This is a genomic window from Fervidicoccaceae archaeon (assembly GCA_038734945.1).
Taxonomy (GTDB): Archaea; Thermoproteota; Thermoprotei_A; order Sulfolobales; family Fervidicoccaceae; genus ARK-14.
Genome location: JAVYOA010000009.1, coordinates 90,253 through 107,137, shown reverse-complemented (window position 1 = coordinate 107,137; position 16,885 = coordinate 90,253). Strand labels below are relative to the sequence as shown.

The 16,885-nt window shown below is 45.0% G+C and carries 19 protein-coding genes; 2 read left to right on the top strand and 17 right to left on the bottom strand.

Features of this window, described 5'->3' with window-relative positions; translation table 11 throughout:
- Position 1: 1 nt before the first annotated feature.
- Together QXR92_04975 and QXR92_04970 are read left to right on the top strand one after the other, a co-directional pair.
- Positions 2–766: an amino acid ABC transporter ATP-binding protein gene (locus QXR92_04975; GenBank protein ID MEM0319352.1), complete on the top strand. Its 765-nt coding sequence runs from the start codon at positions 2–4 to the stop codon at positions 764–766.
- Between the two features lie 6 nt (positions 767–772).
- Positions 773–1,441: an amino acid ABC transporter permease gene (locus QXR92_04970; GenBank protein ID MEM0319351.1), complete on the top strand. Its 669-nt coding sequence runs from the start codon at positions 773–775 to the stop codon at positions 1,439–1,441.
- On the opposite strand, the gene QXR92_04965 is transcribed toward QXR92_04970, so the two are convergent.
- The 17 genes from QXR92_04965 to narJ all read right to left on the bottom strand — a co-directional run bounded on the left by QXR92_04965 (position 1,438) and on the right by narJ (position 16,885).
- Positions 1,438–2,283, bottom strand: coding sequence for a molybdenum cofactor guanylyltransferase (locus tag QXR92_04965; protein ID MEM0319350.1), 846 nt, complete (start codon positions 2,281–2,283; stop codon positions 1,438–1,440). The genes QXR92_04970 and QXR92_04965 overlap by 4 nt on opposite strands.
- 82 nt (positions 2,284–2,365) lie before the next feature.
- Complete coding sequence (locus tag QXR92_04960; GenBank protein MEM0319349.1) at positions 2,366–2,842, bottom strand: (2Fe-2S)-binding protein; 477 nt, start codon at positions 2,840–2,842, stop codon at positions 2,366–2,368.
- 3 nt (positions 2,843–2,845) lie between these two features.
- The gene (locus tag QXR92_04955; protein MEM0319348.1) at positions 2,846–3,730 is read right to left on the bottom strand and encodes an FAD binding domain-containing protein; all 885 of its coding nucleotides are present in this window, start codon (positions 3,728–3,730) and stop codon (positions 2,846–2,848) included.
- A gap of 1 nt (position 3,731) precedes the next feature.
- Entirely contained in the window at positions 3,732–6,113 is a 2,382-nt protein-coding gene (locus QXR92_04950; GenBank protein MEM0319347.1) for a xanthine dehydrogenase family protein molybdopterin-binding subunit, read from the bottom strand.
- A 66-nt stretch (positions 6,114–6,179) separates the two neighbouring features.
- The gene (locus QXR92_04945) at positions 6,180–7,340 is read right to left on the bottom strand and encodes an iron-containing alcohol dehydrogenase (protein ID MEM0319346.1); all 1,161 of its coding nucleotides are present in this window, start codon (positions 7,338–7,340) and stop codon (positions 6,180–6,182) included.
- Positions 7,333–8,970 (bottom strand): dihydropteroate synthase-like protein, encoded by a 1,638-nt coding sequence (locus QXR92_04940; GenBank protein MEM0319345.1) that lies wholly within the window; start codon positions 8,968–8,970, stop codon positions 7,333–7,335. Before QXR92_04940 ends, QXR92_04945 begins: the two co-directional genes overlap by 8 nt.
- Before the next feature lie 18 nt (positions 8,971–8,988).
- Entirely contained in the window at positions 8,989–9,684 is a 696-nt protein-coding gene (gene pyrH, locus QXR92_04935; GenBank protein ID MEM0319344.1) for a UMP kinase, read from the bottom strand.
- Between the two features lie 51 nt (positions 9,685–9,735).
- Positions 9,736–10,737 carry an NAD(+)/NADH kinase gene (locus QXR92_04930; GenBank protein MEM0319343.1) on the bottom strand — a complete coding sequence of 334 codons (1,002 nt, stop codon included), beginning with the start codon at positions 10,735–10,737 and terminating at the stop codon, positions 9,736–9,738.
- A 1-nt stretch (position 10,738) separates the two neighbouring features.
- Complete coding sequence (locus tag QXR92_04925; GenBank protein MEM0319342.1) at positions 10,739–10,972, bottom strand: lipoyl domain-containing protein; 234 nt, start codon at positions 10,970–10,972, stop codon at positions 10,739–10,741.
- A 43-nt stretch (positions 10,973–11,015) separates the two neighbouring features.
- Positions 11,016–13,040: a dehydrogenase E1 component subunit alpha/beta gene (locus QXR92_04920; protein MEM0319341.1), complete on the bottom strand. Its 2,025-nt coding sequence runs from the start codon at positions 13,038–13,040 to the stop codon at positions 11,016–11,018.
- A gap of 154 nt (positions 13,041–13,194) precedes the next feature.
- Positions 13,195–14,052 carry a hypothetical protein gene (locus QXR92_04915; protein MEM0319340.1) on the bottom strand — a complete coding sequence of 286 codons (858 nt, stop codon included), beginning with the start codon at positions 14,050–14,052 and terminating at the stop codon, positions 13,195–13,197.
- 11 nt (positions 14,053–14,063) lie between these two features.
- A complete protein-coding gene (locus QXR92_04910; GenBank protein MEM0319339.1) occupies positions 14,064–14,696 on the bottom strand; it encodes a class II aldolase/adducin family protein in 633 nt (210 codons plus the stop codon).
- 2 nt (positions 14,697–14,698) lie between these two features.
- The gene (locus QXR92_04905; protein ID MEM0319338.1) at positions 14,699–14,989 is read right to left on the bottom strand and encodes a glutaredoxin family protein; all 291 of its coding nucleotides are present in this window, start codon (positions 14,987–14,989) and stop codon (positions 14,699–14,701) included.
- Positions 14,967–15,140, bottom strand: a complete 174-nt coding sequence (locus tag QXR92_04900; protein ID MEM0319337.1) for a hypothetical protein — start codon at positions 15,138–15,140, stop codon at positions 14,967–14,969. Before QXR92_04900 ends, QXR92_04905 begins: the two co-directional genes overlap by 23 nt.
- Before the next feature lie 44 nt (positions 15,141–15,184).
- Positions 15,185–16,042: a radical SAM protein gene (locus QXR92_04895; GenBank protein MEM0319336.1), complete on the bottom strand. Its 858-nt coding sequence runs from the start codon at positions 16,040–16,042 to the stop codon at positions 15,185–15,187.
- Between the two features lie 52 nt (positions 16,043–16,094).
- Positions 16,095–16,259, bottom strand: coding sequence for a hypothetical protein (locus QXR92_04890; protein MEM0319335.1), 165 nt, complete (start codon positions 16,257–16,259; stop codon positions 16,095–16,097).
- A gap of 83 nt (positions 16,260–16,342) precedes the next feature.
- Positions 16,343–16,885 carry a nitrate reductase molybdenum cofactor assembly chaperone gene (gene narJ / locus QXR92_04885; protein MEM0319334.1) on the bottom strand — a complete coding sequence of 181 codons (543 nt, stop codon included), beginning with the start codon at positions 16,883–16,885 and terminating at the stop codon, positions 16,343–16,345.

Below are 16,885 nucleotides of genomic sequence, written 5' to 3'. Positions count from 1 at the left end.
AGTGGGCAATGAAATACTGAGAGTGGAGAGCGTTTGGAAGTTCTTCGACGGAAGACCAGTAGTGAAGGGCATCTCTCTGGCTATAAATAGGAAGGATAGGTTTGTAATAATAGGTCCTTCAGGCTCAGGTAAATCTACTTTACTTAGGATGATGAACTTGCTGATAAGACCTGATAGGGGTAAGGTCTTTTTCGATGGAATTGAGCTCACTTCCCCCAAGGTTGATCCAACTGAATACAGAAAAAGAATTGGAATGGTTTTTCAGCACTACAATCTATTCCTTCACATGAATGTGATGAAAAATGTGACATTCGGTCTAATTAAAGTGAGAGGGATGAGACCAGAGGAGGCAAAAGCAAGGGCTGAAGCTGCCCTAGAGAGGGTTCATATTCCAAGGAACTTGTGGAGCAAGTATCCCTCGCAGCTGAGCGGGGGGGAGCAGCAGAGGGTTGCCATAGCGAGGGCTGTAGCTATGGATCCCGAAGTTATACTCTTCGATGAGCCAACTTCTGCTCTGGATCCCGAGCTCATAGGAGAGGTTCTCGATGTTATGAAGGAGTTGGCCCGTGAGGGTATGACAATGGTTGTTGTAACTCATGAGCTGGGATTCGCTGCATCAGTTGCTACGAAGATAGCCTTTATAGATTCAGGAGAGATTGTTGAAGACGGAACTCCAAAGGAAGTCTTGTTCTCCCCAAAGAAGGAAAGGACGAGAGCCTTTCTAAGCAGAATGTGGGAACTTCATAGAATAGAGCCTGAATGGTGATGAGATCTGCTTCTGGGATTCGATATATTAGTTAATAATTGGGAGCTCATTCTCAAGGCCCTTGGATACTCCCTTCTTGTATCTATAGCTTCATTTGGAATTGGATTTCTGCTTGCTTCTGCAGTAACTGTTGCTAGAGTGTTTTCCTCCTTTTCAATCCCAAAATGGCTTGTAAGAGGATATGTGGAGCTTTTCAGGGGGACTCCTATGCTTGTCCAGCTATTTTTTATCTACTATGCATCCCCCTCAATTGGTATAAACCTATCTCCGCTTCAGGCATCTATAATTTCCTTCGCACTTAATTCTGCTGCCTATCAGTCTGAGTACTTGAGGGCCGGACTTCTGAGCGTACCGAAAACACAGTATGAGGCTGCTGTCTCACTCGGTCTCTCCAAGTGGAGGGCCGTGTACAGCATTGTTCTTCCAATAGGACTGAGATCCTCGATGACATCTCTGAGCAATGAATTTGTTTCTCTGTTCAAGTACTCAAGCATAGCATCATTCGTAACGCTTCCAGAGCTCTTCTATGTTACAAGATACTTGGCTGCTGGAAGCTTCAGGTACTTGGAGATGTACTCGATGCTGGCAATCATATATGTGGCCATGGGATTCGCTCTTTCCAAGATATTCAGAAGGATTGAAAGAATATTCTATGTTCCAGGTCTAATGGATTAGCTTTTGGAGAGAAGCCTCAGAAAAAAGAGCGAATCCAGCAGGGCATGGAGAGAAAGAGCACTAGGTCTGTGCTTGAAAAGGAAAACTGCTTCCTCTGAGAAGCTCAAGGATGCTGAAGCGAGATCTCCATTCTCTAAGCTCCTAATTCCCTCCATATAGTGGTGCTTGTTCCCATAGTGAATTCGAGTTAGCCCATATTCGTCATAGGGCAAAGGGATCGTTGGAGGCCTCTCTAAGTCCGAAGGCTCGTTTATGTTAGCAAGCTCCCTCAATCTAACACCGCTTTCCAGGAGCATCCCAATTGGTATCATGGCAATGGAGGTGCTCAGCCTTGCTGGATCGGTTGCCCTAACAGGCTTCAGCCCAATCGCTTTTTCTGCATCCAGAAGGGATCTCCTGGAGTATATGGAGAGGAGGGGCTCTATCCTTCCGTTGGGCCATATTGGAATAACAGCTTCACAGCAGTTGCCACTCAGCTCAATTAGCGCAGCTGGAAGATCACCTTCAATGAATGGAGAATCTACTGAGGTGATGAAAACAAGATCACTTCGTGCTTCTCTAGCTCCTGCTATCATTCCTGCTACAGGAGTGTATTCTTCCATCTGATCCGCAACTATCATCACGCTCTCCTTCGTTCCGATCAATGCTTGAAGCTCCTTTAGCCTATTCTGCTTAGTAGTCACAATAACTCTTGAAAAGCTCCTCTCGAGATTTTCCACAACTCTTACTATTGCTGGTTTGCCATCAACATTGAAGAAGAGCTTGTCTCCTCCACCCTTCTCTCTGAACCTCCTGCCCAGTCCACCTGCCAGAACAATAGCATCAATCTTTCCTACATCCATGGGCTCACAGCTCTATTTAAGTATAGATAGAACTAAAAAATAATATTGAGAGTGTGTTCTCAAAAAACAAATGATGCTGGTGCTACTTTCTGAGAAGAGATAGTGCCTCTCTGATAGCCTGAATTATTTGGATGTAGCCCGTGCACCTGCAGAGTATGCTGTTGGAGGCTTCCTCTATTTCCTCATTCGTTGCCTCTGGTTTGTTCTTCATCAGCCAATATGCCAGCAGGGTGAATGCTGGAGTGCAGAAGCCGCACTGAAAAGCATTGTTTGCCGCAAAAGTCCTCTTTATCTTCTCCATTTCCTCTGTTTTCGCAATTCCTTCCACTGTCGTTATTTCCTTTCCATCAGCCTCTGCAGATAGAATTAGGCAGCTCTTTACAAGCTGCCCATCATAAATTATTGTGCATGTGCCACATTCTCCGGTGAGACAGCCCATCTTAACAGACTTCAGCCCAAGCTTTTCCCTGAGCGTGTCAACCAGCCTTTCGTTAGGCATAACTTGGATCTCTTTCTGCCTTCCGTTCACCTTAAGCCTTATTCTGATTTCCTTCTCCAAAGCTCATGCACCTCCCCTCAAAAGTTCTTTCAGCAACAGCCTCGTTCCAGCTTCTATGAGATGCATTCTGTACTCTCTGCTTGCCCTAACATCTGAAATTGGAGATACCTTTTCTTTGACAATTCTAAGGATCTCCTCTTCTCCTCCTCTCTCTAGAGCATCTTGAAGATTGCTGAATAGCAGTGGAATGGGAGCTACAGCTCCATAGCTCAGATTGATTATTTTATTGGAGGATCCTGGTTCCTCGAACACTGCTCCAGCTATCCCTACAATCATCAAGTCCTCAGCGCTCCTATCATATCTGAGATACTTGACTTTCTGCCTCCCTCTGGGAACAGGGACTTTTATGCTGACAACAAGCTCTCCTGGAGCAATTGCTGTGCGCTTTACTCCGGTGAAGAAGCTAGATAATGGAATGATCCTCTTGCCACGCCTGCTTGCTAGCTCGACCTCTGCTCCATAGACGAGGAGAGATAATGATGTATCTGCAGCGGGAGAAGCATTGCATATATTTCCTCCAATAGTGGCCCTTGCTCTTATGAATTGATCTGCAAATCTCTCCGTTGTCATTCTTAAAAGGGGGAGCTTGGAAGATATCAGCTGACTCGATCTGATTTCCGCTATTGTTGTTGTTGCTCCAATTACAATTCTATCTCCTTCCTCTCGTATGCCTTTCAATTCCTTGATATCCTTTATGTCAACAATTACCTTGTTTCTTACTCCTCTCAACCTAATGTCAATTAGAAGATCTGTCCCTCCAGCATATATCTTCGCCTGGTCATTGAGCTCGTCTAGGATCTCCAATGCTTCCTCGAGAGTTTTTGGCTTCAAATAGCCCTCCAGCTCAGGCAGCGTTGTTCTGAACACTATGGGAACCTCAGCCCTCATTTCATTCACCTCCAATTGACCTCAGTGCCTGTTCGATGAGCTCTGGTCTCTGTTTCTTGATTTCCTCTATCACTCTCTCCTGTGTTAGAGGGGCCATTTTCACTCGAACCCCAGTTGCTCTATATAGAGCGTTGGCCACTGCTGCTGGCCATCCTCCAAGTATGACTTCAGCCAGACCCTTTGCTCCGTATGGAGCATCATGAAGAAGCCTAGTTGCAATGAAATCGATACTTATGTTCTTTGGCACATCGCCAGCCCTTGGAAGCTTGTAATCTGTGAAGCCTGGATTGAGTATTTTTCCGGTCCCGTCGAACTTTATTTCCTCCCTTAGAGCCATGTTCATCCCCATAAGTGCTCCTCCGTAAACCTGTCCAAGGGCAAGGATCTTGTTTATGTAGGGAGTATCAACTGCAACGGCCGCCCTCAAGACATCTATTTTACCATTCAAGATGTCCACCTCTATCTCTACTGCTTGAGCGCTGTAAGTCACAAATTCCAATGGATGGCCCCTTCCGTTTTCATCCAAACCTGTTGTTCTCCTTGGAACCCAGCTGCCCCTTCCTATAAGCTGTCCATATATAGCGTGGCCATCTGGAAAAGTGTATCCCATGGCAAGCTCCTCAAGCCTGATGGCTTTCCAGGGTTCTCCCTTAACAATAGCTTTTCCATCCCTTATCTCTATAGAGCTCGGATCTACCCTGAAAACTTGAGATGCTATCTGTCTTATCTGCTCCTTCAGATCTGCCACAGCTCTCTGGACGGCTTGTCCTATAGCGAAGGTTGCTCTGCTTGCACAGGTCTCCCAGTCATATGGTGCATTCGATGTATCTCTATCAATTCCATAGACTCTAACCTTCTCTAGGGGTATTTGAAGCTCCTCTGCAACCATCATCGCCAAAGAGTTCATGGTGCCCTGTCCTAGCTCAGCCACTCCCGTTAGGAGATCAACGCTTCCATCTTCATTGAGCTTCACAACTGCTGCTGCTGTTATGTTTGGTGGCATGGATGGGCCCTTTGGCGCCATTACGATAGCCTTTGCCCTCTTTTTCCAGGGCTCCTTTGGCTGCTCAGGCTCCTTCCCCCACTCTATGAGCTCAGCCGCTCTCCTTAGAACGCCCTCTGGATCACCCCAATCTTCTGTAACCGGCTGCCCGCTTGGAAGCGTTGAAACGCCTGGCCTTATCAGATTTCTGAGCCTGAATTCAACAGGATCTAATCCGAGCTTTTCAGCTAATATGTCCATCTGTTGCTCGAATGCAAACCAGAGCTCAGTATGTGTGTAGTTTCTAAATGCTGTAGTTGTGGGCTTGTTCGTGTAGACTGTATAGGAATCAACCCAAACATTTGGTATATCGTATGGCCCTGTAGCCAGCCATCCTACAGTGTTTCCTAGGAGGGAACCTAGGTCGGCAGCGTGTCCAGTACCATATATATACTCTCCTCTATGGAACACGATCTTTCCATCGCTTCTTCTTGCACCAGTTCTCATCCTTAGGATGTATTCCCCTCTGTGATATCCGTAGTAGAAGCTTTCCTCTCTATTTAGTATCAGCTTCACAGGCCTCCCATTGAGCTTCATTGAAGCTAACACAGGAAAATATTCGAGAAACAAGTCGCTCTTAGCCCCAAATCCTCCTCCTACATAGAGATAATGAACAATTATCTTTGATTCTGGAATGTGCAAAGAGTGAGCTAGCTGCGTTCTAACTGCGAATGGACCCTGGGTCGATGACCAAATTTCGATAGTCCCATCGCTCCTCACCCTCGCAACAGCACCCCAGGGCTCAAGATAGGAGTGATGAAGCATGGGAAGTCTGTACTCCTCCTCAACAATTACATCTGCTTCCCTCTCTCCCGCTTCAATAGATCCCTTTCTGAGCTTGAAGCGATGGGCTATGTTCGTTCCAGGAATAGGATATAGGAATGGAAGATGCTCGTATTCTCCAAGCTTTGGGTGAAGAATAGGAGCATCTGGCTTCATTGCCTCCACAGGATCAAGCACATAGGGAAGGGGTTCGTATTTGATCTTTATTAGCTCCGCTGCTCTCTCAGCAGCCTCCAGTGATTCTGCAATCACTGCTGCTACAGGATGCCCCACATACAGTGCTCTCTCCTGGGCAAAGACTTCTCTATCCCTTATATGATGACCTATTCTGAAGGGAAAGTCCTTTCCAGTTAGTATGGCTTCAACCCCAGGGGCCTTTTCTGCCTCACTGGTATCAATCTCGAGAATTCTGGCATGGGGATATGGACTTCCAACGAGCTTCATCCAAAGTGCTCCAGGAATCTCCAAATCAGCAACGTATGTAGCTTCCCCTGTTACCTTGTCAATATCCATCCTTGGAATTGGTTTCCTTATATAGAGGAATTTTTCCTCCTGCAAATAAAGCACCTAATTTTCTATTCGCCGGAATATTATAAAAGATTTTTTATAAAAAATTGAGACTAATTACTTCAGTAGGGGTCTCAGGAGAGAGAAAATCTGCTCCTTACCCATCTCAAGAACTCCTGGAATCAGCCTACTGTTGAAAAGAGGCCACGAGACTTCTATTGCCTCTCTCAGCTTCTTCTCATCGAAGCCATAGTCTGCCAGCGACAAATTGAAACCGACGGATTCCTGGAACCTTGCAAGTGATTCTCCGGCTCTTTCCGCATCTTCTGCCAGCGGTCTAAGCTCAGGATCTATTATCCTCATTACAGCATAGGCTTCCTCTGTTCTTACCCTATAGAGAACTTTCATTAGGGTTGGTCCTATAATAGCCAGCCCAGCTCCATGCTCGAGTCCTGGTTCCACTCCACTCAAACCATGCTCCAGTCCATGTATTATGCTCGTTCCAGCTAAGTCTATGGCTATCCCGGCCAACATGCTTGAATAGAGGAGCATATATCTGGACTCAATATCCCTAGGATTGCTGACAGCTTTCCCTAGATAAGAGAAAATTTTCTCAACAGCAGCTCTGGAGAGATCTATTACAAGGGCATTGGAAGAGCTAGATATGCTGGATTCCAATGCATGGTATAGAGCATCGAGAGATGTGAAAATAGTCTGGTTTCTGGAGAGAGTCAAGAGGTACTTAGGATTATCAACGGAGACATCAGGATATGCCACTATTGTTCCAAGCTTTTCCTTAGTCTGGCTTATTGTTGCTACAGCATATCTATCTATCTCTGTTCCAGTTCCATGTGTGAGGTTCACTGCTACGAGAAAGAGATGCTTCTGCGCCTTTGCTCTTCCCTTGATATAATCAGCTGGATTTCTACTCTCTGCATAGGCTGCGGAAGCCAGCTTGGCTGAGTCTATTACGCTTCCTCCTCCAATTGCTACGATGAAGTCCGGAGAGAAGCTCTTCAGTTCCTCTACTATTTCCTCGACAATTTCAACTGTTGGATTGGAGCTTACTCTGTCAAATATTTTCCTCTCGATTTTTAGATCTTCGAGAACGCTCTCTACATCCTTCAGAGCTCCACTTTCCCTTGCAGACCTTCTCCCAGTGACTATTAGGGCTCTTTTCTTTCCAGCAATGTGCTCCCTTATTTTTTCCGTTGAATCTGAACCAAAATATAGCGTTGTTCCTCCATATACAAGCTTGAAGTCTTTGAGTTCAACCATTACTTCTCACTTCCCAAATATGTTGGAAAATGCCCCTGATGCTTTCTCTCTTTTTCCTCAACTGGTCTAATAAATCTGAATCCTGTATGTATGTTTTACCCAAAGCCAGTGAAAGCTCAGCCTTGGAAAGCTCGTAGCCAAGATAGGCAGCATGCTCCTTGGAAATTGATTCAAACTGTGAAACAATTTTCTTATAGAGAGCCCTAGCAGACTTTCCCTTAAAGCATATATTCTTTCCGCTCAAGTTAGCACATGCTATTATGCTTTGATCGTTTCTGTTTATTCCTATTGTGAAGAAGATCCCCTCATCCATCCTAGGCTGAGGCTCTTCCTTAACTTCCTCGATGATCGCTCCTTCCGGAAACACCATCTCAGGTTGGGTCTCCTTTTCTTTCATGAACAAAAGGTCAATCCCTATATTGTGGGGTGGAGCCTTCAAATGGAGGGAGAGAGAGGAAAGGAGAGATGCTCCTCTTGCCTCCAGCGTCGATCCCTGAGCTTTCCTCGATTCCTCTGAGGTGAGCATAACACTGACTCCTATTTCTCCCAGCAACTGCACCAGCAAAGCAGCTATGCCTGTGGAATCAGCGTCGAAAAGCTCTATGACATTGGACAGTCCAGCAAATAGCGGAATCCCCTGAAGCAACTGTGAAGAGAAATAGTATGCTTTTATGGATTCAGATAAGCCTATGCCAGGGGGACTCAAAACGGGATCGGCAATCAACTTTTCGAAGCCAAACTCCCTCGCTTTTTTCAATGCCACATCTAGCATGTTTGCAGCTTCCTCCCCCTTTCTGGGAAGCCTTCCCTCCATTGGATTTCCGGGAATGACAACGAAGGCCCTGTCCCTCACACCACGCAGCTGTTCCATATTTCCCTCGCTGAGAGATAGAAGTAGCTCAGCTCCAATCTTCGCTCCCTCAATGAGGGCTTTGGGATTCAGGGAATCCACCCCCAATGATGCTCTGTTCAGCCCCTTCTCAACAGCTTGTATTCTCCTCATACTTGCTTCCAAGCTCTCATCGATTGGTAGACCCGCGATCACGATCTCAGCACCGTTCTCTTCCAGCATCCTTGCGTGATCCTCCAGCATGTCTGGGCTCATTGAAACAGGAGTCTCTGCAGCTATCACTATAGGAGGAGGTCTAATAGGGATCCCTATGCTTCCTATGCTGAAGGCTCTTTCGTAGCTCCTGTATATTTGCTCCAGTGTGCCTCTCAGCATTTTTTCCTCCTTCATTTTCAAGAATGTCTCTGCAGGATCAGTTGTGGATAGCTCCTCTCCTCTGAGCAGGGATTCCACAATGAATGAGATGCTGGATGGATAGATTCCTCCCTTGTATGTTGTGACCCCTGTTATTTCCGTTATTTTTTCAGCATCACCCTTGACTGTTCCTGGAATTAGAACCAAATCGCAGCTCTTCAGAGTTTTTAGAAAGGATGGAGAGTTCTTGAGCTTGTTAGCAATCAAGTCTGCTGATGCAAGAGATACTACTCCTATATCGAGAGGAATAATGATAAAATCTGCTTTTCCTTTTCTCTCAATAGCCTTGACAACCTCCTCAATGAGGGGATATGCTTTCTTGCCTGTTATGATTCCAATTTTAAGCCTTCTTTTCCCCTCTTGCATCATTTGAGACCTCTAATTTTAAACAGGTAATATAACGGAGCCAAGCTCTTCTCCTCTTAGGACTTTCAGAACGTTTTGTGGATCTGACCCACTTATTACGTGGACAATTATCTTGCTTCTCTCAATTATTGTGAGGCTGGGCGGATCCAGGAGCTCATATTTTCCTGCTAAAGCGCTCTGCTTTTCTAGTATCTCTCTCATTTGCATTGTAGTTATTTTCCTGATTAGCTTAGCGTTTTTATCAATGTTGGGATCTCTATCGTAGACGCCATCTACCTTTGTGGCATTGATTATCTTTTTTGCACCAACCAGTTCTGCTACGACTGCTGAGACAGCATTTGTTGATTGTCCTGGCTGGAGGCCTCCAGCAACCATTATTCTCTCCAAAGGATCCTGCTTCGCATTCAGGATCTCATCAATGTTTCTTGGAGGATATGGAAGGGCAATATCAGCAAGCGATGTTATGAGAAGATGGGCATTGAGCCTGGTAACATCGATTCCAAGGAGATCGAGCATGGATTCGCTTGCCCCAAGACTTCTGGCACTCTCTATATAAAGTCTCGCTATTCTTCCTCCTCCAACGACTACCATGGGTCTATATCCGCTTTCCCAGATCTCTCTCAATAGCTCTGCATATTGTTTAACCATTTCAGGCATATCAGGCTGAATAAAGCTTCCACTTATCTTTATGACAATCGGTGTCCTTTTCTCCATCAGCTTCCCCACGGCTCAAAAAGAGAATTGAATAATACGTTAAAATAAATGTTAGCTAGAAATAGCCAGGCCTCTTGCGGATACTGCACTCATTATAGATGGAATGTCCAGAATATATGGACCCTCATCCGATACAAATACGGTTACCTTGTTTTCTTCAGAAACATGGAAAAGTCTCTCTCCGTCTGCCTCAACATATTGTCCTTTTGCGAGCTCCACCCTACTTCCAACTGGAAGCAGCTCGAAGCTCTTTATATCTATATCCTTCACCACTCCTGGATATACCGCTGCTCTGACTTTTTTTCCCTTTCCGAAGAGAACTCTCAGAGCATATCTGGATGAGGCTTTAACTATTCTCAGCATCCCTCCCACAGAGGATACACCAATCCCTGTTGGATCAGCTATACTTATTACGCTGTCGATGACTCTGGAAACATCTATCATGGCAGCACCTCTGAAGGGATAATCAGTCATTGAAACTTCAACGAGCCCGATCCCCTCGCTTCTTCCATCTATTTCAATAACCAACTTCTTTGCCCTCATGAGTGATATTTCCGGATCAATGAGCCCTCTAAGATAGTATCCTGCCGCAAGTCCCGCAACAGTGCCCTCAGTGAAGTAGGGAATGGTGTTATTTGTTCCTGTTGAAATTGGGAGGATTGGTGTTTCTCCGGAATGCTCCGCTATGACTCTAACTGTTCCATCGCCGCCGAGGGATACTATGAGGGGGGAATTGAGCTCGATGAGCTGCTTCACAGCGTTTCTAGTGTCATCAGGCCCTCCTCCTGCTTCCATATCGAGAACATGAAGTTCCAAGCCTTCCAAGGAAAGAGATTCAATAAGTACCTTGAATACACCAAGGTAATCTGGCATTATGGCGAATTCCCTAATTCCGAGGCCAGCCATCCCTCCTATGACGCTTCTAGCCAGCCTCACTTTCATGTTATTGTCCATGAAAGCTGCCGTTGATGTTAGCCTCCTGAGATCAGTTCCAGCTACGGGGTTTATTATCAAGCCAACAGGACCATCAGGCAGCTCTCTTTTTTCCCCCATCTTACTCTATCTCCACTAGTGGATCTCCTGGCTTAACTTCGGTTTCCTTCTGAGCAATTATTCTCTTGATCTTTCCATCAACTGGAGACTCAACTTCTATCCTTATTTTAGAGACCATTATGAGGCAGAGAAGTTCTCCTTTCTTCACGCTCTCTCCTTCTCTTTTGTACCATTCCGCTATAACTCCATTTCCATATCTCGAAACATCCCACTTGCTTGGAACCTGAACTATCATTTCAGATACCCCTTCCTTCAAAAGTTTTTTTTAAAAAAAATTTTTACTTTCCAACTGCCCTCTTAGCTGCCTCTACAATTCTTTCAACCGAGGGAAGCACAAACTGCTCCAGAGGTCTGCTGTAGGGAATTGGAACATCGGGAACAGCTATTCTCGTATAGGACTTCAGGTATGGCAAAGCTTCTTCAGCGGCAACTGCTGCTAGCTCTCCCGTGAGGCCGTAGCTCAAATAGTCCTCATCAACCACTATTAGATTTCCTGTTTCCTTGAGGCTGTCCAGCACTGTCTTCTTGTCTAGAGGCTTGAGGCTTCTCAGATCTATTACTTCAGCCTCTATTCCCTCTGATGAAAGCTTCTCAGCAGCCTCAATCGCTCTGTGAACAGAGAGGGCTGCTCCAACAATTGTCACATGCCTCCCTTTTCTCACAACCTTTGCTTTTCCTATAGGAACCTGATAGGGCTCTTCCGGAACAATTGAGACAGCGCTCTGCGGATAGGGCATCCAGGGAAGGCCCATGAGGCCCTTATGGAACATGTACATAATTGGATTCCCGTCTCTGATCGAACTTATCATAAGCCCTTTAGCATCAAATGAGTTTGATGGGACAACAACTTTGATACCAGGAACATGCGCAAATATTGAGTACAGAACTTGAGAATGTTGTGCTGCGTCATTATATCCACCGCCTATTGCAGTTTGCATGACGACTGGTACATTCACGCTTCCTCCGCTCATGTAGTGGTTTTTTGCTATGTGATTGTACATTTGATCAAATGCTACTCCAAAGAAGTCCACGAACATGAGCTCGACTATGGGTCTCAGACCGCTCATGGCAGCGCCCAGAGCTGCACCAAAGAATCCTGCCTCGGAAATTGGTGTATCTATTATTCTCTCTGGTCCAAACTTATTATATAGGCCGTAAGTTGCCCCGAATATCCCTCCATATACCCCTACGTCTTCTCCCATCACAATTATTCTTTCATCCCTCTCCATTTCCTGGGCAATTGCCTCGCTTATGGCAAGATACATGGGGAGCCTTCTTGTCCCCCTAATTTCTGGCTCCGGGGGGAGAGGCGATGGAGCAAAAACGTCTTCAAGAGCCTCCTCTGGCTTTGGATATGGGCTGTCTAGAGCAAACTTGATTGCTTCATCCACTTCTTTCTTTGCTTCCTCGGTTAGCTTTTTGTCCAGTGCCTCATCGAGCCATCCTCTCTTTATGAGTTCGTTTCTAGTCCTAATTATGGGATCGTTAGCCTTCAGACGCTCCAGCTCCTCTTTTGGCCTGTAGACCTCAGGATCCCCCTCGAAGTGTCCGTAGAGTCTGTAAGTTTCTATCTCTATTAGGGTTGGTCCCTTCCCTGCTCTGGCTCTCTCCACTGCTTCCTTGGATGCCTCGAACATTGCAAAAAGATCATTATCCGGTATGAATACTCCAGGTATGCCATAGGCAACCGCCCTGTCCGCATTTCTTGAAACTGCTGTGGACTTCGACTTCGAAACGCTTATTGCCCACTTGTTGTCCTCTATGACGAATATCACTGGTAGCTTCCAGAGAGATGCCAGGTTAAGGGACTCATGAAAAGTTCCCTGATTAGCTGCTCCATCCCCTCCATAAGCTACAGCAACGTTGTTTTTTCCCAGCTTTTTGAAGGCCAATCCTGCACCAACAGCTTGTGGAAATGAAGCTCCCACAATTCCGCTGCATCCAAATGAAGCATTGACATCGAAGAGGTGCATATGCCCTCCTTTTCCCTTTCCTAGTCCTGTAGCCTTTCCAAAGATCTCTGCTGCCATCTTCTTGAGATCAACGCCCTTAGCTATAGCTATGTGATGAGGCCTATGAGTTGCAGCTATGAAGTCTTCCTTCCTCAGATGAATGGCCATTCCGACAGCAGCTGGCTCCTGTCCCGCCGCTAAATGCATTTCTCCAGGTATCGGACCTGCTGCTATGTTGAATATTGGCTTCTTTCCCTCATAGTAATAGTTTCTTATAGTGTCCTCGAAGTACCTAATTTTCACCATGTCTTTGTACATTTTGAGGGCAACTTCTCTGTTCAGTTCCACCATTTTCTCACCGTTATTATTTTTAAGATACTTCATATATAAACATCACATATTGATCGGACCAAGCAAGTGATCATGTAAATCTTGTATGGCTAGGAAAGACGCAAGAGTGCAGAGAATTAAGGTTGAGAGATATCCATTCTGGGAATTTTAGATTTCAGAGTGAAGATAGTATTCTTGAGAGAATTTTGCTTTCAGCGGAAATGGGATCCCCTAAGCTGAGGTCCTCCCAAAAGTCTGGCTGAGAATGGAGCAGAAGACTAACAGATCTGGGCTCCTCTGGGGAGATTTTTCCAGTTGAGATAAGAGATTGCACTTTGGAGGCATCTAAATATATGTATGCCTTTCCTGGGGCCACAACTGCTATCATGTTTGCTCTTCCCAAAATGCCTGCGTATGGATAGAGAGAGTCGCTGAAGGATTCAGTGATTACAATTCTGCTGTTTCTTTCCAGATAATCCAAGCAGGTATCGAGGTTTCTCTCGATTTCTCTGCTTCTCATGAGCTTAAGAAGTTCGCTTATTTCCTCTTTCTCTGAGTTGACTTTTCTAGAAAAATCGTCTATTTTATTTCTGATCTTGGATGGAAAGCTATCGATGTTGTCCACTATGAGATAGTGCTTTGATCTTCCATCTTGGCAATCCGTGATTCTGGCTACTGCCATCGTTTTCAGCTGATTCTCCATGCTCTTCATGTACTCGTTCAGCTCTTCTCTTGTCAACACAGTAGGAGATGATATTGGAGACAGGAGAAAATCGATGGGATTTATTCTGAGAAGGTCCCTTTCCATTAATCCAAGCTCTCTTTCATAGATCAGAGCATCTCCTCCAATCAAGTAGCCTCTCCTATAGCTTTCCTCAAACGACCAGCTCTGCGTAAATATGCTATGGGCCGAGACAGGCTTGAATGGATGGACGGAAGCGCTCATCTTCAATTTTTTTGCTAGAGAAACAGCAAAGGTTGTCTTACCTGAATCATACGGAATTAGGCCTGAAACAAGGAGGTGAATCACCATTTCCTGTCTCACTAGCTTTTTTTGTATGTTCTCAGTATTTCCTGGACATTATCATTCGATATCTTGCTGGGATTTCTCTCAATGGCCAGCTGCAAGTATATAATTTTTGATGCCTCCTCGAGGATCTCCATTTTCGCTATGGCTTCCTCAATGCTACCTCCCATAGCGAATGCACCATGATTCTTCATTACAATTACATCGGAAGAAGTTATTGCTTCTGATATCATTTCCGCTGTCTTTATACCAGGAGGAGCAAAATCAACAACACTCAATCTCCTAAGATAGAGCACTTCTTCTGGAGAGACATGCAATGGTGGTACAAGAAGTCCCTGATTTGCAAGTGCAATAGCATATGGCGGATGAGCGTGGACTATTGCATGAACTTCATCTCTCTTTCTATAAATAAGAAGATGGCTGGGAAGCTCGCTCGAGGGCTTCTGAGTTCCCTCAATGATCCTTCCCTCAGGATCTACAACAACAACGTCCTCTTCAAATATTTCCCATTTTGGTACCCCGGAAGGGGTTATGAATATTCTGCTGTTGTCCTCTGACCTGGCACTCACGTTACCTCCAAGAGAAGAGACAAGCCCCCTCTCGTATAGCCTTTTCATCCCATCAGCAACCTTCTTCTTTAAATTGCTCATATTCACCACCTATCTTGTGAGACTATTCTCCCTATCTCTCTCTCAAATTTTTCCTTTTCCACTGGACAGCCTAGAGCAATCTGCTCATTTTCTGGATTTAGTATAAGAGGAAGAAGAAGCTCTCCTCCTTCTATCATTTCCACTGTCATTCTTGCTTCCTCATTCTTTTCAATGTCTATGTATTCCCACTCTATTCCCATTTCGCTCAAATACTTGACTGCTCTCTCGCATGGAATGCAGCCTTCTGTGCCGTATACTATTAGCTTTAGCTTACTTTTCTTTCCTGATTTCATTGAGCAGAACCCTTTCCCTTTCCTTCAATTTCTCCTCCAACTCCCTAACGAGCTGGGAGCCTCTCTCCTCTATTCTCCTCTTTCCGCTCTCATATTCCTCATCAAGCTTCGCCAGCTTTTTCTCGACCCATTCCTTTTTCTCTTCTGTCATCTCAAGCACCGCGGAGAATCTTTCTCACAAAGAGTTAAAACTTTTTATTCAGCTAAATGCGTCCCATCGCAAGATCTAGAATTGAAGAATTCTCTTGCAGTAAGCCCCTCCCTGCATGTAGCGTACTCAAGTCCTAGCCTTCTTGCTTCTTGAACCACAGGCATCAGCATCTTTTCCCTAATCTCCCTTCTCAAGTACCTATATGGACCTATTCTCTCCCCTTCCTCAAAGTATATTTTTCTCCATTTATTTTCCATTTCAGGAAACGCCTCTGCTAGATCTCTGAAATCAAGCTGCTTTGCCTTGTATGTAGAAGTTATTATGAGTCTTGCTCCGGCGCTTGCCAAGATATCTACAAGCTCCCTCAGCTCCTCCTCATCATCGTTGATTCCAGGTATTATAGGATCTATCCTTGCCCCCACGGGCACCCCTTTTGAGCTCAGAGCTTTCATAGCTTCGACTCTCTCCGATGGATCGGGAGCACCAGGCTCGATTTTCCTGGCAATTTCACTTCTCATGGTTGTAACCGTAGGCGTTACAGCGATCTTCCCTCTAAGCATTATGTCTAAGTCTCTGAGCATTAGCTTTCCTCCCTTTGTAGTTATTAGCACCCTGAACTTGTTTTCGACGAGTATTTTCAGAGAAGCTCTGGTCAATTCATAAGCTTCCTCCTCTTTTGGATAGGGATCGCTGCTTGTGCCTAAGTTCACTGGAAGTCTATAATCCAGCTTCGGAACGGCCCTCTCCAGGAGAAGAATGAAGTTTCTCTTTGGTATGCTGGGTTTTTTGCCTATGTAGCTCTTGGCATAGCAGTAAAGGCAGGAAAAAGAGCAACCTGTATATGGATTAAGTGAGTACTTTCTGGGACATGTGCAGAGTTCTCCATTCCATGGATCGAAAATCGAAAATGGATAGATAGATTTGCTAATTTCTTATCCCCCTGTAGCATAATAGCTATTTGAGAAATACATGCTTCTTTCTGGTCTTCTTATCATATATGTATATCAGGTTGGTTCTATCGTCGATCCTTATTTCATATCTGTAGCCTACGTGCAGCTTCTCACCGCTTCTGAGCATTGCTCTGGTCTTCCTTCTAGCATATTTGGGGATCCACTTCAATGGGTTCGCACCAAACCCATTATAACTGTTGCTTTCGTTGATTAAAGCCTTTTTCCATTTGGCTTGATTATGTTAATAATTTTCTATGCACACTTTTTCCAATTAAATGCTAGATCTTCAATTGCTATTTCTATTGCCTCGATGACGTTCCTATAAGGATTTTCTTTGAGGGCTTCTGCTATTTTGCGCAGAGAGACTGCCAGAAGAGCCACTATCTCCTGGAACAGCTCTGGATGTTGCGAGATTAGCTTGAGAAGATGGGGAACGCTATCTGGCAAATCATCCTTAGGAGGATCTTCTCCTGCTTTCCTATAGAAGGAGGAAAAATAGGCTAGTACTCTTCCTCTATCATTGGAATCTCCAGAAAAATAATACGATATATTCAGCGTAGAATCTGCTGAGAAGTCAAATGTCTTAGAGTAGAGCTCTTGCAGCTGATAAAGATCCAGTGCTGAAATTTCTTTTCTAAATAGCACAATTTTCTCCAGTATCGTGGTTCTGCTTGGGAATTTTCCTATTGCTTTTTCTGCTTCATGGATTGACTCAAAAAAGGCAGTATCAGGATATTCCAGGAGCTTTCCCACGACTTCAAAGAACCTAAAGCTATCCTCAAATTCTTGCTTCAA